The sequence below is a fragment of the Streptomyces sp. NPDC028368 genome (assembly GCF_055565615.1).
In genome coordinates this window covers 150,390-166,492 of the sequence record NZ_JBVHTY010000019.1, presented here as the reverse complement: position 1 = coordinate 166,492, position 16,103 = coordinate 150,390, and the positions used below count along the sequence as shown (strand labels likewise).

The window sequence follows — 16,103 nt, the reverse complement described above, 5'->3', positions numbered from 1 at the left end:
CACACCGTCGCCTCAGTCGGCCCATACCCGTTGTGGACAGCATGCTCGGCCGACCACCGGCCCGTAACCGCACCCGTAACCGCCTCACCGAGAGTGAGCAGCGTGCGCAACGCGGGCAACGGCCGCACCGGCATACTCGCCAGCGCCGCCGGCGTCGTCGCCGCATGAGTAATCCGCAACTCCGCCAGCACCTCGACCAGCGCCTCCCCCGCAAGCGGACCCGCAGGCGCAACCACCAAACAACCACCGGAACCAAACGCCAACCACACCTCCAACAACGACACATCGAAACTGGGTGAGGTCAGCTGCAGCACCCGACTCTCACCCGACGGCCCCCAACGCTCGACCACATCAGCGACGAACGACGCCATACCGGTGTGCGGGACCACGACGCCCTTGGGGCGGCCGGTGGAACCCGACGTGTAGATGACATAAGCGGGGTGATCCGGCCGAAGCGGAGCACTACGGTCAGCATCCGACGGATCATCCGCCGCGCCCTGGCCGGAGCCGTCCCACGTCATCACAGGCGGACCGGCCTCCGGCAGCCGCCCGGACGTGACCTCGTCGGCCAGCACCAGCACCGGACCTGCATCCCCCACCATGTAAGCAATGCGCTCCGCGGGATAGTCCTGGTCGACGGGCAGGTAAGCAGCGCCCGTCTTCCAAGTGGCGACGATGGCAACGATCATGTCCAAAGAACGCGGCAACGCCAGAGCCACCACACGCTCGGGACCCGCACCCCGACGGATCAACTCATGCGCCAACCGGTTCGCCCGACTGTTCAGCTCCGCATACGTCAAAACCGTCCCACCCTGCTCGAGGGCCGGCGCATCCGGAGTCCGCACCACCTGCGCCTCGAACAGATCCGGCAACGTCGCCGGCGCAACCGCACACGCCGTGTCGTTCCAGCCGGTGACCAGCTGGTCCCGCTCGGCGGGAGAGAGGATGTCGAGGTCGCCGATGGGCCGGGCGGCGTCCGCGGCGACGGCGTGCAGCAGCCGCTCCAGGCGGCCGGCCAGGGCCTCGACCGTCGCCCGGTCGAAGAGGTCCGTCGCGAACTCCACCACCCCGCGCATTCCGGCCGGTTGCCCTTGCGCGCCGCGCTCCTCGGTCACCTCGAAGGACAGGTCGAACTTGGCGGACGTGATGGTCGTCGGACACCTGCGCACGGTCACACCAGGCAGGTCGGGCACGGCGTCATCGGTCTGGAACGCCAGCATCACCTGGAAGAGGGGGTGGTAGGCCAGCGAGCGGGTGGGGTTGGCGAGCTCCACGAGCCGTTCGAAGGGGAGGTCCTGGTGGGCGTAGGCCGCCAGGTCCGTCTCCCGTACGCGGTCGAGGAGCTCGGCGAAGGTGGGGTCGCCGGAGGTGTCGGTGCGCAGCACGAGGGTGTTGACGAAGAAGCCGACGAGATCGTCGAGCGCTTCGTCGGTCCGGCCCGCGGTCGGCGAACCGATCGGGATGTCCGTGCCCGCACCGAGCCGGGTCAGCAGGGAGGCGAGCGCGGCCTGGACGACCATGAACACACTCGCCCGGTGCTCCCGCGCCAGACGGGCGATACCGGCATGCAGTTCCGCGTCCCAGGACAGCTCGACCACGTCACCCTGGTGTCCTGCGACGGCGGGCCGCGGCCGGTCGGTGGGCAGCTCCAGGCGGTCCGGAAGCCCCGCCAAGGTCTTCGTCCAGTACGCGATCTGGCCGGACAGGGCGCTGTGCGGATCGTCCTCGTCGCCGAGGATCTGCCGCTGCCACAGCGTGTAGTCGGCGTACTGCACCGGCAGCGGCGTCCACGCCGGCTCCTCGCCCCGGTGCCGGGCCGTGTACGCCGTCGACAGATCACCGATCAGCGGGTCCGTCGACCAGCCGTCGCCGGCGATGTGATGCGCCAGCAACAGCAGCACCCACTCGTCGGGTGCCGTCTGGAACAGCCAGGCCCGCAGTGGCATTTCGGCCGCCAGATCGAACCGGTACCGGGCGGCCTCGGCAAGTGCCTCCGGCAGGCGCGTGGTGTCCGTCTGCACGACCTCGACGACGGGCCGGGCGGCCGCACCCTCCAGCACCCGCTGGTACGGAGTGCCGTCCTCCCGGGGGAAGACGGTCCGCAGGCTCTCGTGGCGCGCCACCATGTCAGTCAGTGCGGCCCGCAGCGCGCCGACGTCCAGGCCACCGGTCAGCCGCAGGGCCACCGGGAGGTTGTAGGCAGCCCGGGTCTCGCCCAGCTGGTCCAGGAACCACATCCGAGCCTGGGCGAACGACAGCGGCACCCGTGCGGGCCGTGCCACCGGCGCCAGCGCCGCCCGCGCACCGGCCGCGCCCGCCAGCCGGCCCGCAAGCTGGGCGACCGTCGGCGCCTCGAACAGGCCCCGGATGTCCAGTTCGACGTCGAACGTGGCCCTGATGCGGCTGGTGAGCCGTGTCGCGAGCAGTGAGTGACCGCCCAGCTCGAAGAAACTGTCGTCGATACCGACCTGCTCCACGCCCAGGATCTCGGCGAAGAGCCCGCAAAGGATCTCCTCGCGGTCGTTGCGGGGCCGGCGCCCGGCGGCCACGGGCGCGGCGTCCGGTGCCGGGAGCGCCCGGCGGTCGACCTTTCCGTTCGGATTGAGCGGGAAGGAGTCCAGCTGGACGAAGGCGGACGGCACCATGTACGGGGGCAGTGCCTGGGCCGCCCGGTCACGCAAGCCGGTCACGTCCAGCCGCTCGCCGTCGCGTACCGGCACCACATAGGCGGTGATCCGCTGGTCTCCGGGGCGGTCCTCACGCACGATGGCGACGGTCTGGGCGACACCGGGATCCCCGCCGAGCACGGACTCGATCTCACCCAGCTCGATGCGGTAGCCGCGTACCTTGACCTGGAAGTCGGTCCGGCCGAGGTACGTCAACTGCCCGTCCGGCCGCCATTTCACCAGGTCCCCGGTGCGGTACATCCGCTCGCCCGGCGCACCGTACGGGTGGGCGACGAACCGCCCCGCGGTCAGGTCCGGGCGGCCCAGGTAGCCGCGCGCCATGCCCCGCCCGGCGATGTACAGCTCCCCCGGTACGCCCACCGGGACCGGCCGCAGCGCGTCGTCCAGGACATGCATCCGCATATTGCCGATCGGCCGTCCGATGGGGGCCGCGCCCTCGCCGGTGACGTCGGCGAGGGTCGACCAGACCGTGGTCTCGGTCGGGCCGTAGAGGTTGGTGACGCTCGTGGCCAGCTCCGTCATCCGCCGGGACAGGGCAGGCGGTACCGCCTCCGCACCGACGAGGATCCGCAGCCCGTGCAGCGCCTCGGGGAACTGGGCCACCAGCCCCTGCCACAGGGAGGGGGTGGCCTGCATGAACGTCGCACCGGAGGAGGCCAGCAGCGCGGCCAGACGCGGGGTGTCGCGCACCTCCTCGGAGGTGGCGAGCTGGACGGACGCCCCGGAGAGCAGCGGAAGGTAGAGGTCCAGTCCTGCGATGTCGAACGCCACCGTGGCGACGGCGAGGAAGCGGTCCGAGGGCTCGGGCGTGAACTTCTTCTGCATCGCGGCAAGGAAGTTGACCAGGTTCGCGCCGGTGATCACCACGCCCTTGGGGCGGCCGGTGGAGCCGGAGGTGAACAGGGCGTACACAGGTGTTGCCGGGGACCAGCCGGCCGGCCGCTCGTCCGCGCCGAGGTCGCGGGCCGGCAGCTCCGCGAGAGCGGCGCCGGTGTCCGCGTCATCGATCGCAAGGAACGGGGCGTCCGTCTCCGGCAGTTGGGACGCGAGAGCCTCGGTGGTGAGCACGCACACGGGGGCGGCGTCGGCGAAGACGGAACCGATCCGGTCGGCGGGGTGCTCCGGGTCGACGGGCAGGTAGGCGGCGCCGGTCTTGACCACCGCCAGCAGGGCGGCGGGCAGGTCGACGGTGCGGGGAAGGGCGACGGCGACATAGCGTTCGGGGGCGGCGCCGTGCCGGATCAGCAGACGCGCCAACGCGTTGGCGCGGGCGTTGAGTTCGGCATAGCTGAGGAGATCGTCCCCGCACCGGACCGCGTCCGCGCCGGGCGTCAGGGCCACCTGCGCCTCGAACTGCTCCCGGAGGCTCGCCGTGGGCACATCGCAGGCGGTCGCGTTCCACTCGGCCGGCACCGGCCGGGGCGCCGCCGTGCCGGCGTCGGGAAGCCCCTCGCCCGGAAGATCCAGACCATGCATCGATGCTTCCGCCATGCCGCCGACTCCTTGCGCCGTCCGTATCGAGGCCATGGGTGTTACGGAAAGAGGGAATGGGCCCCGCGAATTCCTCGCCATTTCTTCGCCGGCAAACACGGGAAAGGAACCCGTGACGTCAGGGGTACGACGTCATGAGTTCCAGTTCACCAGCTGGTCGAAAAGGTAGGAGGCTCAGCTTTCGTCTTGTTATCGCGGCCACTTCGCATCCATGGGCCCACCTGCCAGGGTCCGCTTCCCCCGCCGTACCCCGGTCCCGCCGCCCGCGGCCGCGGGCGGAATAGGCGCCGGCGTCGATAGTCCAGCGATAAAGGCATTTCCTAGCCTCTTCCCCGCCGGGTGGGATGTGCCGGTGCGTCGCGCTCCGCACTCCACCGGCGGCGCAGCAGGTCCCACCGCGCCCACAGCCGAGAGGATCCGACACCCCATGACCGTGCTCGACGAGATCATCGACGGTGTACGCGAAGACCTCGCCACACGGCAACGTCGGGTCACCGAAAGGGAGTTACGCGACCGGGCGGCGGCGGCGCCCGCACCGCTGGACGCCGTGACGGCGCTGGGCTCCACCGGCGTGCAGATCATCGCCGAGGTCAAGCGGGCCAGTCCGTCCAAGGAACCGCTGGCTGCCGTCACCGACCCGGCCGGCCTGGCCCGCGGCCCCGAGGACGTCGCCGCCGTGGCCGCCGTGGCCGCCGTGGCCGCCTGCGGCACGGATGCCGTGCTGGTGGGAGAGGCCCTGGTCACCGCGGACGGGCCGCACGCCGTGCTGGCCGCCCTGCGGGCAGCGGTCGTGCACTGACCACTGCGCGTGGCGGCCGGACCGGGCCGGGGCGGGGCGGCGCGCCGCGGAATCACGGGCGTGCTCCGACGGCACTCGCCGACCGCGCCATCCCGGCTCACCCGGAGGCGGCCAGCTTCGTGGAGACGGTGGCCCAGCGCTCCAGCGCCTCCGCCGCCGCCCCCGAGTCGATCGTCCGGGCACCCCGCTCCATCCCGGCCCCGATCCGCTCCGCCACCGGGCCGTCCGAGGCCTCCAGCGCTGCGAACCCCGCGGCCGTCGACAGCAGCACGGCATCGCGCACCGGACCCCGCACACCCTCGAGGAGCGCCCGCGCCACCGCCGCGTTGTGCGCCGCGTCACCGCCGCGCAACGCCCCGGCCGGCGCGTGGTCGATGCCGACATCGCGCGGGTCGAACGCCTCCTCGCGCACCCGCCCCGCGCGCACCGACCAGACCCTGGAGGTCGTGGTGACCGTCAGCTCGTCCATCCCGTCATCGCCACGGAACACCAGCCCGCGCGCCCCGCGCCGGGCCAGCACCCCGGCCAGCAGCGGCGCCAGCCGGGCATCGGCCACCCCGACCGCCTGCGCTGTCGGACGGGCCGGATTGGTCAGCGGGCCCAGCGCGTTGAAGACCGTCGGAATGCCCAACTCCCGCCGGGTCGTGGCGGCATGGCGGACCGACGGGTGGAACAGCGGCGCGAAACAGAAGGTGATGCCGGCCTCTGTGGCCACCCGGGCGACCTCGTCGACCGGAAGGTCCAGGGCCACCCCGAGCTGTTCGAGGACATCGGCGGAGCCGGCGGCGGACGAGGCGGAGCGGTTGCCGTGTTTGACCACGCGGACGCCGGCCCCCGCCGCGACGATCGCCGACATCGTGGAGATGTTGACGCTGTGCGAACGGTCACCACCGGTACCGACGATGTCCAGCGTCGGTCCGGGCACCTCCAGCGGGACGGCGTGCGCGTACATCGCCCGCACCAGCCCCTCGACCTCGCCGACCGTCTCACCCTTCGCCCGCAGCGCCACCAGCAGCCCGGCCAGCCGCGCGGATGCCGCCCGGCCAAGCATGACCTCGTTCATCGCCCACGCGGTGTCCTCGACCGTCAGATGCTCGCCCGCCAGCAACGCCGTCAGCAGCATCGGCCAGGACCGCTCTTGGTCATCGCCTGTGGTCACCGCTTGTCCCCTCTCTTCAGCACCCGGCCATTTTGTGCCGCACCGTCACACCACGCCCAGACCAATTGCCATGAGTGATTCCAGTCCACTTGGGGGAGCCGGAGAAATGGCCTGGCACGCCTTGATCGATGTGTCCCGGGAATCCGAAGAACCGCTCACCGCCCAGATCGAGGGCACGTTAAGAGAAGAGATATCCACCGGAGTACTGCGTCCCGGTACCCGGCTGCCGTCCAGCAGGCAGCTCGCCGCGGATCTCGCCGTCTCCCGCAGCGTCGTCGTCGAGGCGTACGGCCGGCTCATCGCCGAGGGCTATCTGGAGGCAGTCCGGGGCTCCGGAACACGCGTCGCCGCGCATCTGACGCCCACGCCCGCCCTGCCGACCCTCCTCGACGACGGTCTGGTGCCCCCGGCCCGCTGGGATCTGCGCACCGGCACCGCGCATCTTGCCGGATTCCCGCACCGTGAATGGCTCGCCTCCTACCAGCACGCCGTCCGGTCCGCCGCCCCCGGCACCATGGACTACCCGCCGCTGTCCGGGGCGGCCGCGCTGCGGGAGGAACTGGCGCGCTACCTCGGCAGGGCGCGCGGGGTGCTCACCACCCCGGGGCAGGTCATGGCCGTCTCCGGCTTTGCGCAGGCGCTCGGCCTGCTGTGTGCCGTGCTGGCCGAGCAGGGCATCGACCGGCTCGCCATGGAGGACCCCTGCCACCACCGGCAGCGGCAGTTCGTCCGGGAAGTGGGGCTGCGGCCGGTGCCCGTCCCTGTCGACGCCGAAGGCCTCGACGTCGAGGCGCTGGCCAGGACGGGCGCACGGGCCGTGCTGCTCACCCCCGCCCACCAGTTCCCCACCGGCGCCACCCTCTCCGCGCCCCGCCGGGAGGCGCTGATCCGCTGGGCCCGCGACCAGGACGCCTGGATCATCGAGGACGACTACGACGGCGACCTGTGGCTGGAGCACGGCACCCGCCCGCCGGCGCTGCAACGCCTCGCCCCCGAACGCGTCGTCTACGGCGGCACGGCCAGCAAATCCCTCGCACCCGGCCTTCGCTTCGGCTGGCTCGCGATGCCTGCCCGGCTGCTGGCGCCCGTGGAACGGATGCGGTCCCATCGCGACCTGGGCTCGGATGTGCTCACTCAGCTCGCCTTCGCGGATTTCCTGCGCGCGGGCCACTTCGACCGCCATCTGCGCCGCCAGCGCGCCCGCTACCGCGTCCGCCGCGAAAGCCTGGAGCAGTCCGTACGCCGCTTCCTGCCCGGTGTGCGCACCCTCGGCTCGGCCGTCGGGCTGCACGCCTATCTGCGGCTGCCGCGCCGGACGGACGAGGCCGCGCTCGTCGAGCGGGCGCTGCGCCGCTCGGTGCTGGTGCGCGGCGGCCGGCGCTACCACGCCCGGCCCGAACAGGCCGCCCCGGCCCTGGTGGTGGGCTACACCGCGGTGCCCCGTACCGGCATCGCGGAGGCCCTTCAGGAACTGGGGACGGCCTATGCGGAGCTGTTCGCAGCCGGCCGGGCCGACGGCTGTGCCTGACCTGCCGACGGCTGTGCCTGACCTGTCGGCGGCTGTGCCTGACGTGCCGCGCCGGAACCGGCCGCGGTGATCCGCCGGTCAGCGCACCGCGGCGGCCAGGAAGTTCTCGAAGAGCTGTGGTCCGCCGTCGGTCGTGATGCTTTCCGGGTGGAACTGCACGCTCTCCACCGGCAGGCTGCGGTGCCGCAGCCCCATCACATAGCCGTCGTCCTCGGCCGTCGCGGTCTCCTCCAGCGCATCGGGCAGCGGCCGGGACACGATCAGCGAGTGATATCGGGTCGCCACCAGGCTGTTGCCCAGCCCGCGAAAGATCCCTGCGCCGTCGTGCCGCACCGGGCTGGTCCGCCCGTGCATCAGATGGCCGGCCACCTCCACCCGGCCGCCGAACGCCAACGCGATCGCCTGGTGCCCCAGACACACCCCCAGCAGCGGCACCTCACCGGCGAACCGGTGGACCAGCTCCACATGCCCGGACGCCGCGGGATGCCCGGGGCCCGGCCCCAGCACCACCATGTCCGGGTGCCCGGCTGCCAGTTCGTCCGGTGTACGGGTACCCGAGCGCACCACCTCCGTCGTCATCCCCAGCGTCCGCAGATACTGGTCGATGATGTGCACAAAGCTGTCGTAGGCGTCCACGATCAGTACCTTCATGACAGCTCCTCACCGGTCAGCGCCCAGTGGGCGGCGCCCATCTTCGCCAAGGTCTCGTCCCACTCCGCCTCGGGCACCGACTCCGCGACGATCCCCGCCGAGCTCTGTGTGGAGTACGTCTGCCCGTCGTGCACGATCGTGCGGATGCACAGCGCGAGCGAACTCCATCCGCCCACGTCGATCAGCCCGACCGCGCCCGCGTAGATGCCGCGCGGCTGCTGCTCGATCCCGTCGATGATCTCCATCGCGCGCAGCTTCGGCGCGCCGGTCATGGTTCCCGCGGGGAAGGTCGCACACAGCGAACGCCACACGTCCGCGTCCGGCTCCAGCCGCCCGGCGACCGTCGAGACCATGTGGAAGACGTGCGAATACGCCTCCACCGTCATCAGCTCGTCCGCCACCAGGGAACCCGGCCGGCAGACCCGGCCGATGTCGTTGCGGCACAGATCGACCAGCATCACATGCTCGGCCTGCTCCTTGGTGCTGGCCAGCATCTCCTTGACCCGCCGCGCGTTCTCCTCGTCCGTCGCCGCCTGCCGCGTGGTGCCGGCGATCGGCCGCATCACGATCGTGTCGCCCACGGTACGGAAGAACAGTTCGGGGCTGGCCCCGATGAGGGTGTCACCGGCGCGCGGCGCCAGATACATGTACGGCGACGGATTGCGCGAACGCAGGCGCCGGTAGACCTCCACGGGGGTGAGCGCGGTGTCGACGTCGATCCGGTGACCGATCTGGATCTGGTAGATCTCCCCGACCCGGATGTGCTCCAGACACTGCCGCGCCCAGTCCAGGAAGGTGTCCCGGGCCACGCTGTCGCGCACCGAACGGGGCGCCGGCGCCGCGGGGCACACCTTGGAGCCGTCCGCCGGCTCCCGGGCCGCCGCCGCTGCCAGCGCGGCGACGTCGGGGGCCGCTGCATACGGGTACGGGTAAGGGAAGGCGTCCGAGCGCGCCGTGCGGTGGAGCGGCCGCGCCCCGTCCCGGTCGTACCAGACCGTGTCGCGGATCAGCGTGAACGTCATGTCCGGGCCGCCACGGGAGACCTCCCGGGCCGGCAGCACGTCCATGTGCCAGGCCGCCTCGTACGCCAGCGCCGTCAGAAAGCCGAACGCATAGGCGTCGCGCGGAACCTCACCGCTGACCGCGAACCGCCGCTGGACCCGCCGCATCAGGTCCCAGACCTGCCCGGGGCGCGTGAACCGGCGGCGTGCCACCGCCCCGTCCCCGTCCGTCCCGTCCCCGTCCGCCCCGTCCCCGTCCGGCGTCATCCCCACGGCTTCGGCCGCCGCCAGGATCGCCTCGCGTAACGGGGCCGCGCCCGCACACTCGACATGGCCGGCGAACGCCCGTATCTCCGCGAGCCGGCCGTAGCCGACCACCGCCGTGCCACGGTCCACTGCCGGCCCGGCCGGGCTCTCGAAGAGGAAGACCTCCTGCTGCCCGAGTTCCCCGGCCAGAGCGGTGTACAGGGACAGCGGAGCATGCGGCTCCAGCTCCGTCTCCGTGATCCGCACCCGCACCCGCGGGCCGGGGTCCGCGCCCGCGCCCCCCGGTCCGCGGACCTCGGCGCGTGTCGTCGTTGCCATGGTCTCCGTCCTCGACATCCGGTTCCGCGCCCCGGCCATACCGGCTGCCGGGACGATGCCGCCAACCCAAACACCCGGCCGTGCAGGACGACCAGACCAATTGGCGAGGGCCGGTGCAGTCCACTCCGCCAGTTCTTGACCGCCTTCGGCGGGCGGGGTTGGAATGCACCCCGCATCCCGAACGCCGCCCGCCGCCACACCCGCAGCGGAGCTCCCCTCCCGCGTACGGACTTCCCGCACACGGACTTCCCGCACACGGACTTCCCGCACGCGGGCTTCCCGCGTACGACCATCCCGCCCACGAAGGTTGCGATGCCTCCCTCTTCCCGCGCGCAATCCCGCGCCACCGTCGCTGATTCCGCTGCCGCCCTGCATTCCGCTGCCGCCGACTCCTGGCGCCCGCTGCCCGCCGCGCAGCAGCCCGCCTGGCCCGACCCCGCGGTGCTGCGCGAGGTCACCGGCGACCTCGCCCGGCTGCCCGCTCTCGTTCTCGCCGAGGAGTGCGACCGGCTGCGCGGCCGGATGGCCGCCGTCGCCCGCGGCGAGGCGTTCCTGCTGCACGGCGGCGACTGCGCGGAGACCTTCGCCGGCGCCACCGCCGACGCCGTCAACGCCAAGCTGCGGACCCTGCTCCAGATGGCGGTGGTCCTCACCCACGGCGCCGCCGTGCCCGTCGTCAAGGTCGGCCGGATCGCCGGCCAGTACGCCAAGCCCCGCTCCCGGCCGACCGAGACCCGCGGCGGCCGCACCCTGCCCGCCTACCGCGGCGACGCCGTCAACGGCCCCGGCTTCACGGCCGCCGCACGCACCCCCGACCCGCGGCGCCTGCGCCGCATGTACGACGCCTCCGCAGCCACCTTGAACCTCATCCGGGCGTTCACCACCGGCGGCCACACCAGCCTGACCCGGGCCCACGCCTGGAACCGCGGCTTCGTCACCGACTCACCCGCCGGCCGCCGCTACGTGGCACTCGCCGACGAGATCGAGCGGTCCCTGCGCTTCATGACAGCCTGCGGGGTCAGCGCCCACGAGCTGGACACCGCCGAGTTCTACGCCGGCCACGAGGGCCTGCTGCTCGACTACGAAGCGGCCCTGACCCGCACCGCAGGGCGCGACGACCGCGCCTACGCCGGCAGCGGCCACCTGCTGTGGATCGGGGAGCGCACCCGCGCCCTGGACGGCGCGCACGTCGAGTACTTCTCCCGCATCCACAACCCCATCGCCGTCAAACTCGGCCCGGACGCCACCACGGACGACGCGCTCGGCTACGTCGACAAGCTCAACCCCCACCGCGTTCCGGGCCGGTTGACGTTCGTGGTCAGGATGGGCGCGGACGCCGTCGGCCACCGGCTGCCCGACCTCGTCGAGAAGGTCACCGCCGAGGACCCGGCCGTCGCCTGGGTCTGCGACCCCATGCACGGCAACACCTTCGTCACCCCCGGCGGCCACAAGACCCGCCGCTTCGACGACATCCTCAGTGAGACCGAGACCTTCTTCGCCGTCCATCACGCGCTCGGCACCCACGCCGGCGGGCTGCACATCGAATTCACCGGCGACGACGTGACCGAATGCCTCGGCGGCAGTGACGCCCTCCTCGCCGACGACCTCCACCGCCGCTACGAAACGGCCTGCGACCCCCGGCTCAACCACCGTCAGTCCCTGGAACTCGCCTTCCGTGTCGCCGAGATGCTACGCACCCGGTCCGCTCCGCCGACCCCTTGAAGCGGCCGGCCGCCACCCCCTCCCAGCGGTAGCCGGGAGGGAAGATTTCGCCGGCTCTAACGACGCTGATAGTCCAGCGATAAAGGCTCCTCCTAGCGTCACTTCCACCAGGTGGGATCACTCGGTGATTTCGCGATCCGACAGATGTCCGGTGTGGGGTGCAGACTCGTGAGGGACAGCGCAGGCGGTCAGGCCGGCGGCAGCAGGGCGGAGGATGAGCTTCCCCTACTGCCTCCGGACCTCGCGGCCGGAATCGACCGGCTCGCCGAGGAATCGGCCGTCGACGGTCCGACGATATGGCTCGCGGCACAGGCCAAGGTAGCCGCCGCGGTCACCGGCTTCCAGGAATGGCAGGTCGGTGAGGGCACCTGGCGCGACCTGATCGCCTGGGCCGCCACCGAGCAGGGCCGCGAACAGGCCCGCGCCGCATGGCAGGCCGCCCGCGCCCAGGAGTACGTCGGCGCCGAACGCCTCGCCGCGTACCTGGACCGTGCGCTGCGCCGGCTGACCGCGGCCCCGGACTCCGCGCACCACGTCGAGACCCTGCTCTCCCCGGCCGAACTCGCCCAGCAGCTCGAAGAGTTCGCCGGACCCGTCAGGGAGCTTCCCGGCCTCCGCTGCCACGAGCTCTTCGAGGAACGGGTGCGCCGCCACCCCGACGCGATCGCCGCCGTCCAGGGGGACCGCAGCTGGACCTACGAGGAGCTCAACCGCCGCGCCAACATCCTCGCCAGGTCCCTGCACCGGCGCGGCCTGCGCGCCGAGGACGTCGTGGCCGTGGTCTGCGAACGCAACCTGGAGTGGCTCGCCGCCGTCCTCGCCGTCTTCAAGGCGGGCGGCTGCTACCTGCCGCTGGAGCCCCGGTTCCCGGCCGGGCGGATCGCCACCGTCCTGGCCCGGAGCGAGGCGCGCTGGGTGCTCGCCGAACGCGGCATCCCCCACCTGGAGGAAGCGCTCGCCGGACGCGAGGACACCCGCGCCGCCTTCATCGACGAGGTGCTGGCACAGGGCGGACCGGACCACGACCTCGGACTGCCGGTCGCCGCCGACCAGCTCGCCTACATCTACTTCACCTCCGGCTCCACCGGCGAGCCCAAGGGCGCCATGTGCGAGCACAACGGCTTCCTCAACCACCTGCTGGCCAAGATCGAGGATCTGGGCATCGAGGAGGGACATGTTGTCGCACAGACCGCTCCCCAGTGCTTCGACATCTCCCTGTGGCAGCTGGTGTCCGCACTGCTCGTCGGCGGCCGCACCCACATCGTCGGACAAGAGGCGGTCCTCGATGTCCGCCGTTTCATCGACACCCTCGCCGCCGGCGGCGTTCAGGTGGCCCAGCTCGTCCCCTCCTACCTGGAGGTGGTGCTCTCCACCCTGGAGGAGGAGCCCCGTGCGCTGCCCCGGCTGCGCTGTGTCTCCGTCACCGGCGAGGCGCTGAAGAAGGAGCTGGTCCAGCGCTGGTTCGCGGCCTTCCCCGATGTGCTGCTGGTCAACGCCTACGGCCTCACCGAGACCTCCGACGACACCAATCACGAGGTCATGGACCGCGTGCCCGACGCCCGTTCGGTCCCGCTGGGCAAGGCCGTGCGCAATGTGCGGGTGTACGTGGTCGACGAGCGGCTGTCCCCGGTACCGCTGGGCGTACCCGGCGAGATCGTCTTCTCCGGCGTCTGCGTCGGCCGCGGCTACATCAACGACGAGGCCCGCACCAAGGCGGCCTTCGGGCACGACCCGCACCGGCCCGGGGAGCGGCTGTACCGCTCCGGTGACTTCGGCCGCTGGCTGCCCGGCGGCACCCTGGAGTTCCTCGGCCGCCGCGACGCCCAGGTCAAGATCAACGGCTTCCGTATCGAGATCGGCGAGATCGAGAACCAGCTGCTCCAGATACCCGGCGTCCGCGACGGGGCGGTCGTCGTCACCGGAAGCCCCGAACGGCGCGCCCTCGTCGGCTACTTCACCGCCACCGGACCGCTGCCCACCGAAGAGGTGCGCCGGGCGCTGGCCGCCGCGCTGCCCGGCTACATGGTCCCCCAGCACCTCCACCACCGCGCCGAACTGCCCCTCACCGACAACGGCAAGACCGACCGCAAGGCGCTGGCCCGCATGGCGGAGGACGCGGTGCAGCAGGCCGGCGCGGACGCCTCCGGCGCACCGGAGACCGCCACCGAACGCCGCGTCGCGGCACTCTGGTCCAAACTGCTCAACGTCCCGCCGGCACGCATCGGCCGCGACTCGCGCTTCGCCGAACTCGGCGGTACGTCCCTGACCGCGATCCGCCTCGCCGTCGCCCTGGACCGGGTGGTGACGGTCAAGGACCTCGCCGACACCCCGACCGTCGCCGAGGTCGCCGCCCTGGTCGACCGAAAGGCCGGCGAGGCGTCCGGTACCGAGGAGGCAGCCCCCTCGCCGGCCGCGGACCGCACCGCCGACGGCCCCCGGCCCGTCCGGTCCGACGGCGGCCTGGCGGTGCTGACGGTGTCCCCCGGCGCCGGCGCCACCTGGGCCGAGCGGCACCGGCCCGCCGTACACGCCGCCGTCGCCGAACACGGTGCCGTCCTGCTGCGCGGCCTCGGCGTCACCACACCGGCCGATGTGGCCGCCGTCGCCACGGCCCTTGGCGTCGAAGCGATGACCGAACGAGAGCGGTTCGCCCCCCGCGCGGACCACGGCGACGGCGTGTACGGATCCTCGGAGTGGCCCGCCGACGAACCGATGTGCATGCACCACGAACTGAGCTACGCCACCGAGGTCCCCGGCCTGCTCCTCTTCGGCTGCCTCACCGCACCCGAGAGCGGCGGCCGGACAGGGGTGGCCGACTCCCAGGCGGTACTGCGTGCGCTCCCCGCCGGCCTGGTCGACCGCTTCACCCGCGACGGCTGGCTGCTCACCCGTATGTACCACGACATCGGCGTCTCCTGGGCGGAGGCGTTCGGCACCGAGGACCGTGCGCAGGTCGACGCGTACTGTGCCGCCGCCGGCCTGGAACACACCTGGCTGCCGGACGGCCGGCTGCGCACCCGGCAGCGCCGCGCCGCGGTCGTCCACCACCCGCGGACCGGTGCCCCGGTGTGGTTCAACCAGGCGGCGTTCCTCAACGAGCGGACGCTCGACCCGGTCATTCGCGACTACCTCGTCGACGTGTACGGCCCGGAGGGCCTGCCGTTCAACACCGCCTATGGCGACGGCACGCCCCTCGACACCGGGACCGTCGAGACACTCAACGCGGCCTACCGCGACGCCACCGTGAGCGAACCCTGGCAGGACGGCGATGTCCTGCTGGTCGACAACCTCCGCATGGCCCACAGCCGCGACCCCTACCAGGGGGCTCGCGAGGTCGTGGTGGTCCTCGGCAACCCGGTCCGGGTCGACGGCCATGTCCTTTCCTGACCCCTCACACGTGGAGTCCTTGATGTCCCCTCCCGCCACGGCGCCAAGCTTCGCCGTGATCTCCGGCGGTCAGGTGCACCGCGCCCTCGAAGGCCGGCACCGCGAGGTCGTCGGGATCGTCGAATCCGCCTACCGCACCCACGGCGCCGGCGACACCGTCAACCCGCCCTCCTACTTCCTGCGCTTCCCCGACCGCCCCTCGTCCCGGATCATCGCGCTCCCGGCGTCGGTCGGCGGCGACGCCCGGGTCGACGGGATCAAGTGGATCTCCAGCTTCCCCGAGAACGTCGCCGCGGGCATTCCACGCGCCTCCGCCGTCCTCATCCTCAACGATCACGACACCGGCTACCCGCTGGCATGCCTGGAGAGCTCCATCATCAGCGCCACCCGCACGGCCGCCTCGGCCGCGCTGGCCGCCGACCGGCTCAGCCAGGGACGCGAACGCCCGCGGCGGATCGGCTTCTTCGGCGTCGGCCTGATCGCCCGATACATCCACGACTACCTGGTGGCCACCGGCTGGACCTTCGACGAGGCCGGGATCCACGACCTGTCCGCCGAGCACGCCGGCGGCTTCGCCGACTACCTCGAGGGCGCCACCGGCGACGGCACCACCGTCACCGTGCACGAGCGCGCCGAGGACCTGGTCCGCGGCAGTGATCTGCTGGTCTTCGCCACCACCGCGGGCACCCCCCACGTCAGCGACCCCGCCTGGTTCGCCCACCACCCGCTCGTTCTGCACGTCTCGCTGCGCGATCTGTCCCCCGAGGTGGTCCTCTCGTCGGCCAACGTCGTCGACGACGTGGAGCACTGCCTGAAGGCCAACACCTCGCTGCACCTGGCCGAACAGCAGGTGGGAAACCGGGACTTCGTCGACGGCACGCTCGACGACGTCCTCACCGGCCGCCTCACCCCGGCCACCGACCGGCCGGTGATCTTCTCCCCGTTCGGGCTCGGCGTGCTCGACCTCGCGGTCGGCAAACACGTCTACGACACCGTCCGCGCTGCCGGGGAACTACCCATCGTCGAGGACTTCTTCCATGAGTTGCGCCGCTACGGCTGACGGGCCCGCGCCCTTGGAACACGTGCCCATGCG

At 72.1% G+C, this 16,103-nt stretch carries 8 protein-coding genes and 1 pseudogene; 5 read left to right on the top strand and 4 right to left on the bottom strand.

Translation table 11 applies throughout. The annotated features are described in order from the left end of the window. The coding region (locus tag ACZ4S3_RS34075) for an amino acid adenylation domain-containing protein (RefSeq protein WP_467941551.1) at nucleotides 1–4,178 on the bottom strand (4,178 nt) is incomplete at its 3' end. A gap of 427 nt (nucleotides 4,179–4,605) precedes the next feature. On the opposite strand from ACZ4S3_RS34075, the pseudogene ACZ4S3_RS34070 reads away from it, so the two are divergent. Continuing rightward, nucleotides 4,606–4,875 (top strand): annotated as a pseudogene (locus ACZ4S3_RS34070) (indole-3-glycerol-phosphate synthase TrpC); the annotation flags it as partial. A gap of 199 nt (nucleotides 4,876–5,074) precedes the next feature. Here the strand turns inward: ACZ4S3_RS34070 and trpD are convergent. Further along, on the bottom strand, nucleotides 5,075–6,100 hold the full coding sequence (trpD, locus tag ACZ4S3_RS34065; RefSeq protein WP_467941568.1) for an anthranilate phosphoribosyltransferase: 1,026 nt from the start codon (nucleotides 6,098–6,100) through the stop codon (nucleotides 5,075–5,077). A 142-nt stretch (nucleotides 6,101–6,242) separates the two neighbouring features. Between trpD and pdxR the strand changes: the two genes are divergently transcribed. Further along, nucleotides 6,243–7,664: a MocR-like pyridoxine biosynthesis transcription factor PdxR gene (gene pdxR, locus ACZ4S3_RS34060; RefSeq protein ID WP_467941548.1), complete on the top strand. Its 1,422-nt coding sequence runs from the start codon at nucleotides 6,243–6,245 to the stop codon at nucleotides 7,662–7,664. Between the two features lie 78 nt (nucleotides 7,665–7,742). Here pdxR and ACZ4S3_RS34055 read toward each other — a convergent pair whose 3' ends face one another. Continuing rightward, the gene (locus ACZ4S3_RS34055; RefSeq protein ID WP_467941546.1) at nucleotides 7,743–8,315 is read right to left on the bottom strand and encodes an anthranilate synthase component II; all 573 of its coding nucleotides are present in this window, start codon (nucleotides 8,313–8,315) and stop codon (nucleotides 7,743–7,745) included. Beyond that, on the bottom strand, nucleotides 8,312–9,901 hold the full coding sequence (locus ACZ4S3_RS34050) for an anthranilate synthase component I family protein (protein ID WP_467941544.1): 1,590 nt from the start codon (nucleotides 9,899–9,901) through the stop codon (nucleotides 8,312–8,314). The genes ACZ4S3_RS34055 and ACZ4S3_RS34050 overlap by 4 nt, the downstream gene beginning before the upstream one ends. Nucleotides 9,902–10,213: 312 nt before the next feature. On the opposite strand from ACZ4S3_RS34050, the gene ACZ4S3_RS34045 reads away from it, so the two are divergent. The 3 genes from ACZ4S3_RS34045 to sbnB all read left to right on the top strand — a co-directional run bounded on the left by ACZ4S3_RS34045 (nucleotide 10,214) and on the right by sbnB (nucleotide 16,070). Next, complete coding sequence (locus tag ACZ4S3_RS34045; RefSeq protein WP_467941540.1) at nucleotides 10,214–11,623, top strand: class II 3-deoxy-7-phosphoheptulonate synthase; 1,410 nt, start codon at nucleotides 10,214–10,216, stop codon at nucleotides 11,621–11,623. 144 nt (nucleotides 11,624–11,767) lie between these two features. Then, nucleotides 11,768–15,010: a non-ribosomal peptide synthetase gene (locus ACZ4S3_RS34040; RefSeq protein ID WP_467941537.1), complete on the top strand. Its 3,243-nt coding sequence runs from the start codon at nucleotides 11,768–11,770 to the stop codon at nucleotides 15,008–15,010. Between the two features lie 22 nt (nucleotides 15,011–15,032). Next, nucleotides 15,033–16,070: a 2,3-diaminopropionate biosynthesis protein SbnB gene (sbnB, locus tag ACZ4S3_RS34035; RefSeq protein WP_467941535.1), complete on the top strand. Its 1,038-nt coding sequence runs from the start codon at nucleotides 15,033–15,035 to the stop codon at nucleotides 16,068–16,070. Nucleotides 16,071–16,103 lie beyond the last annotated feature (33 nt).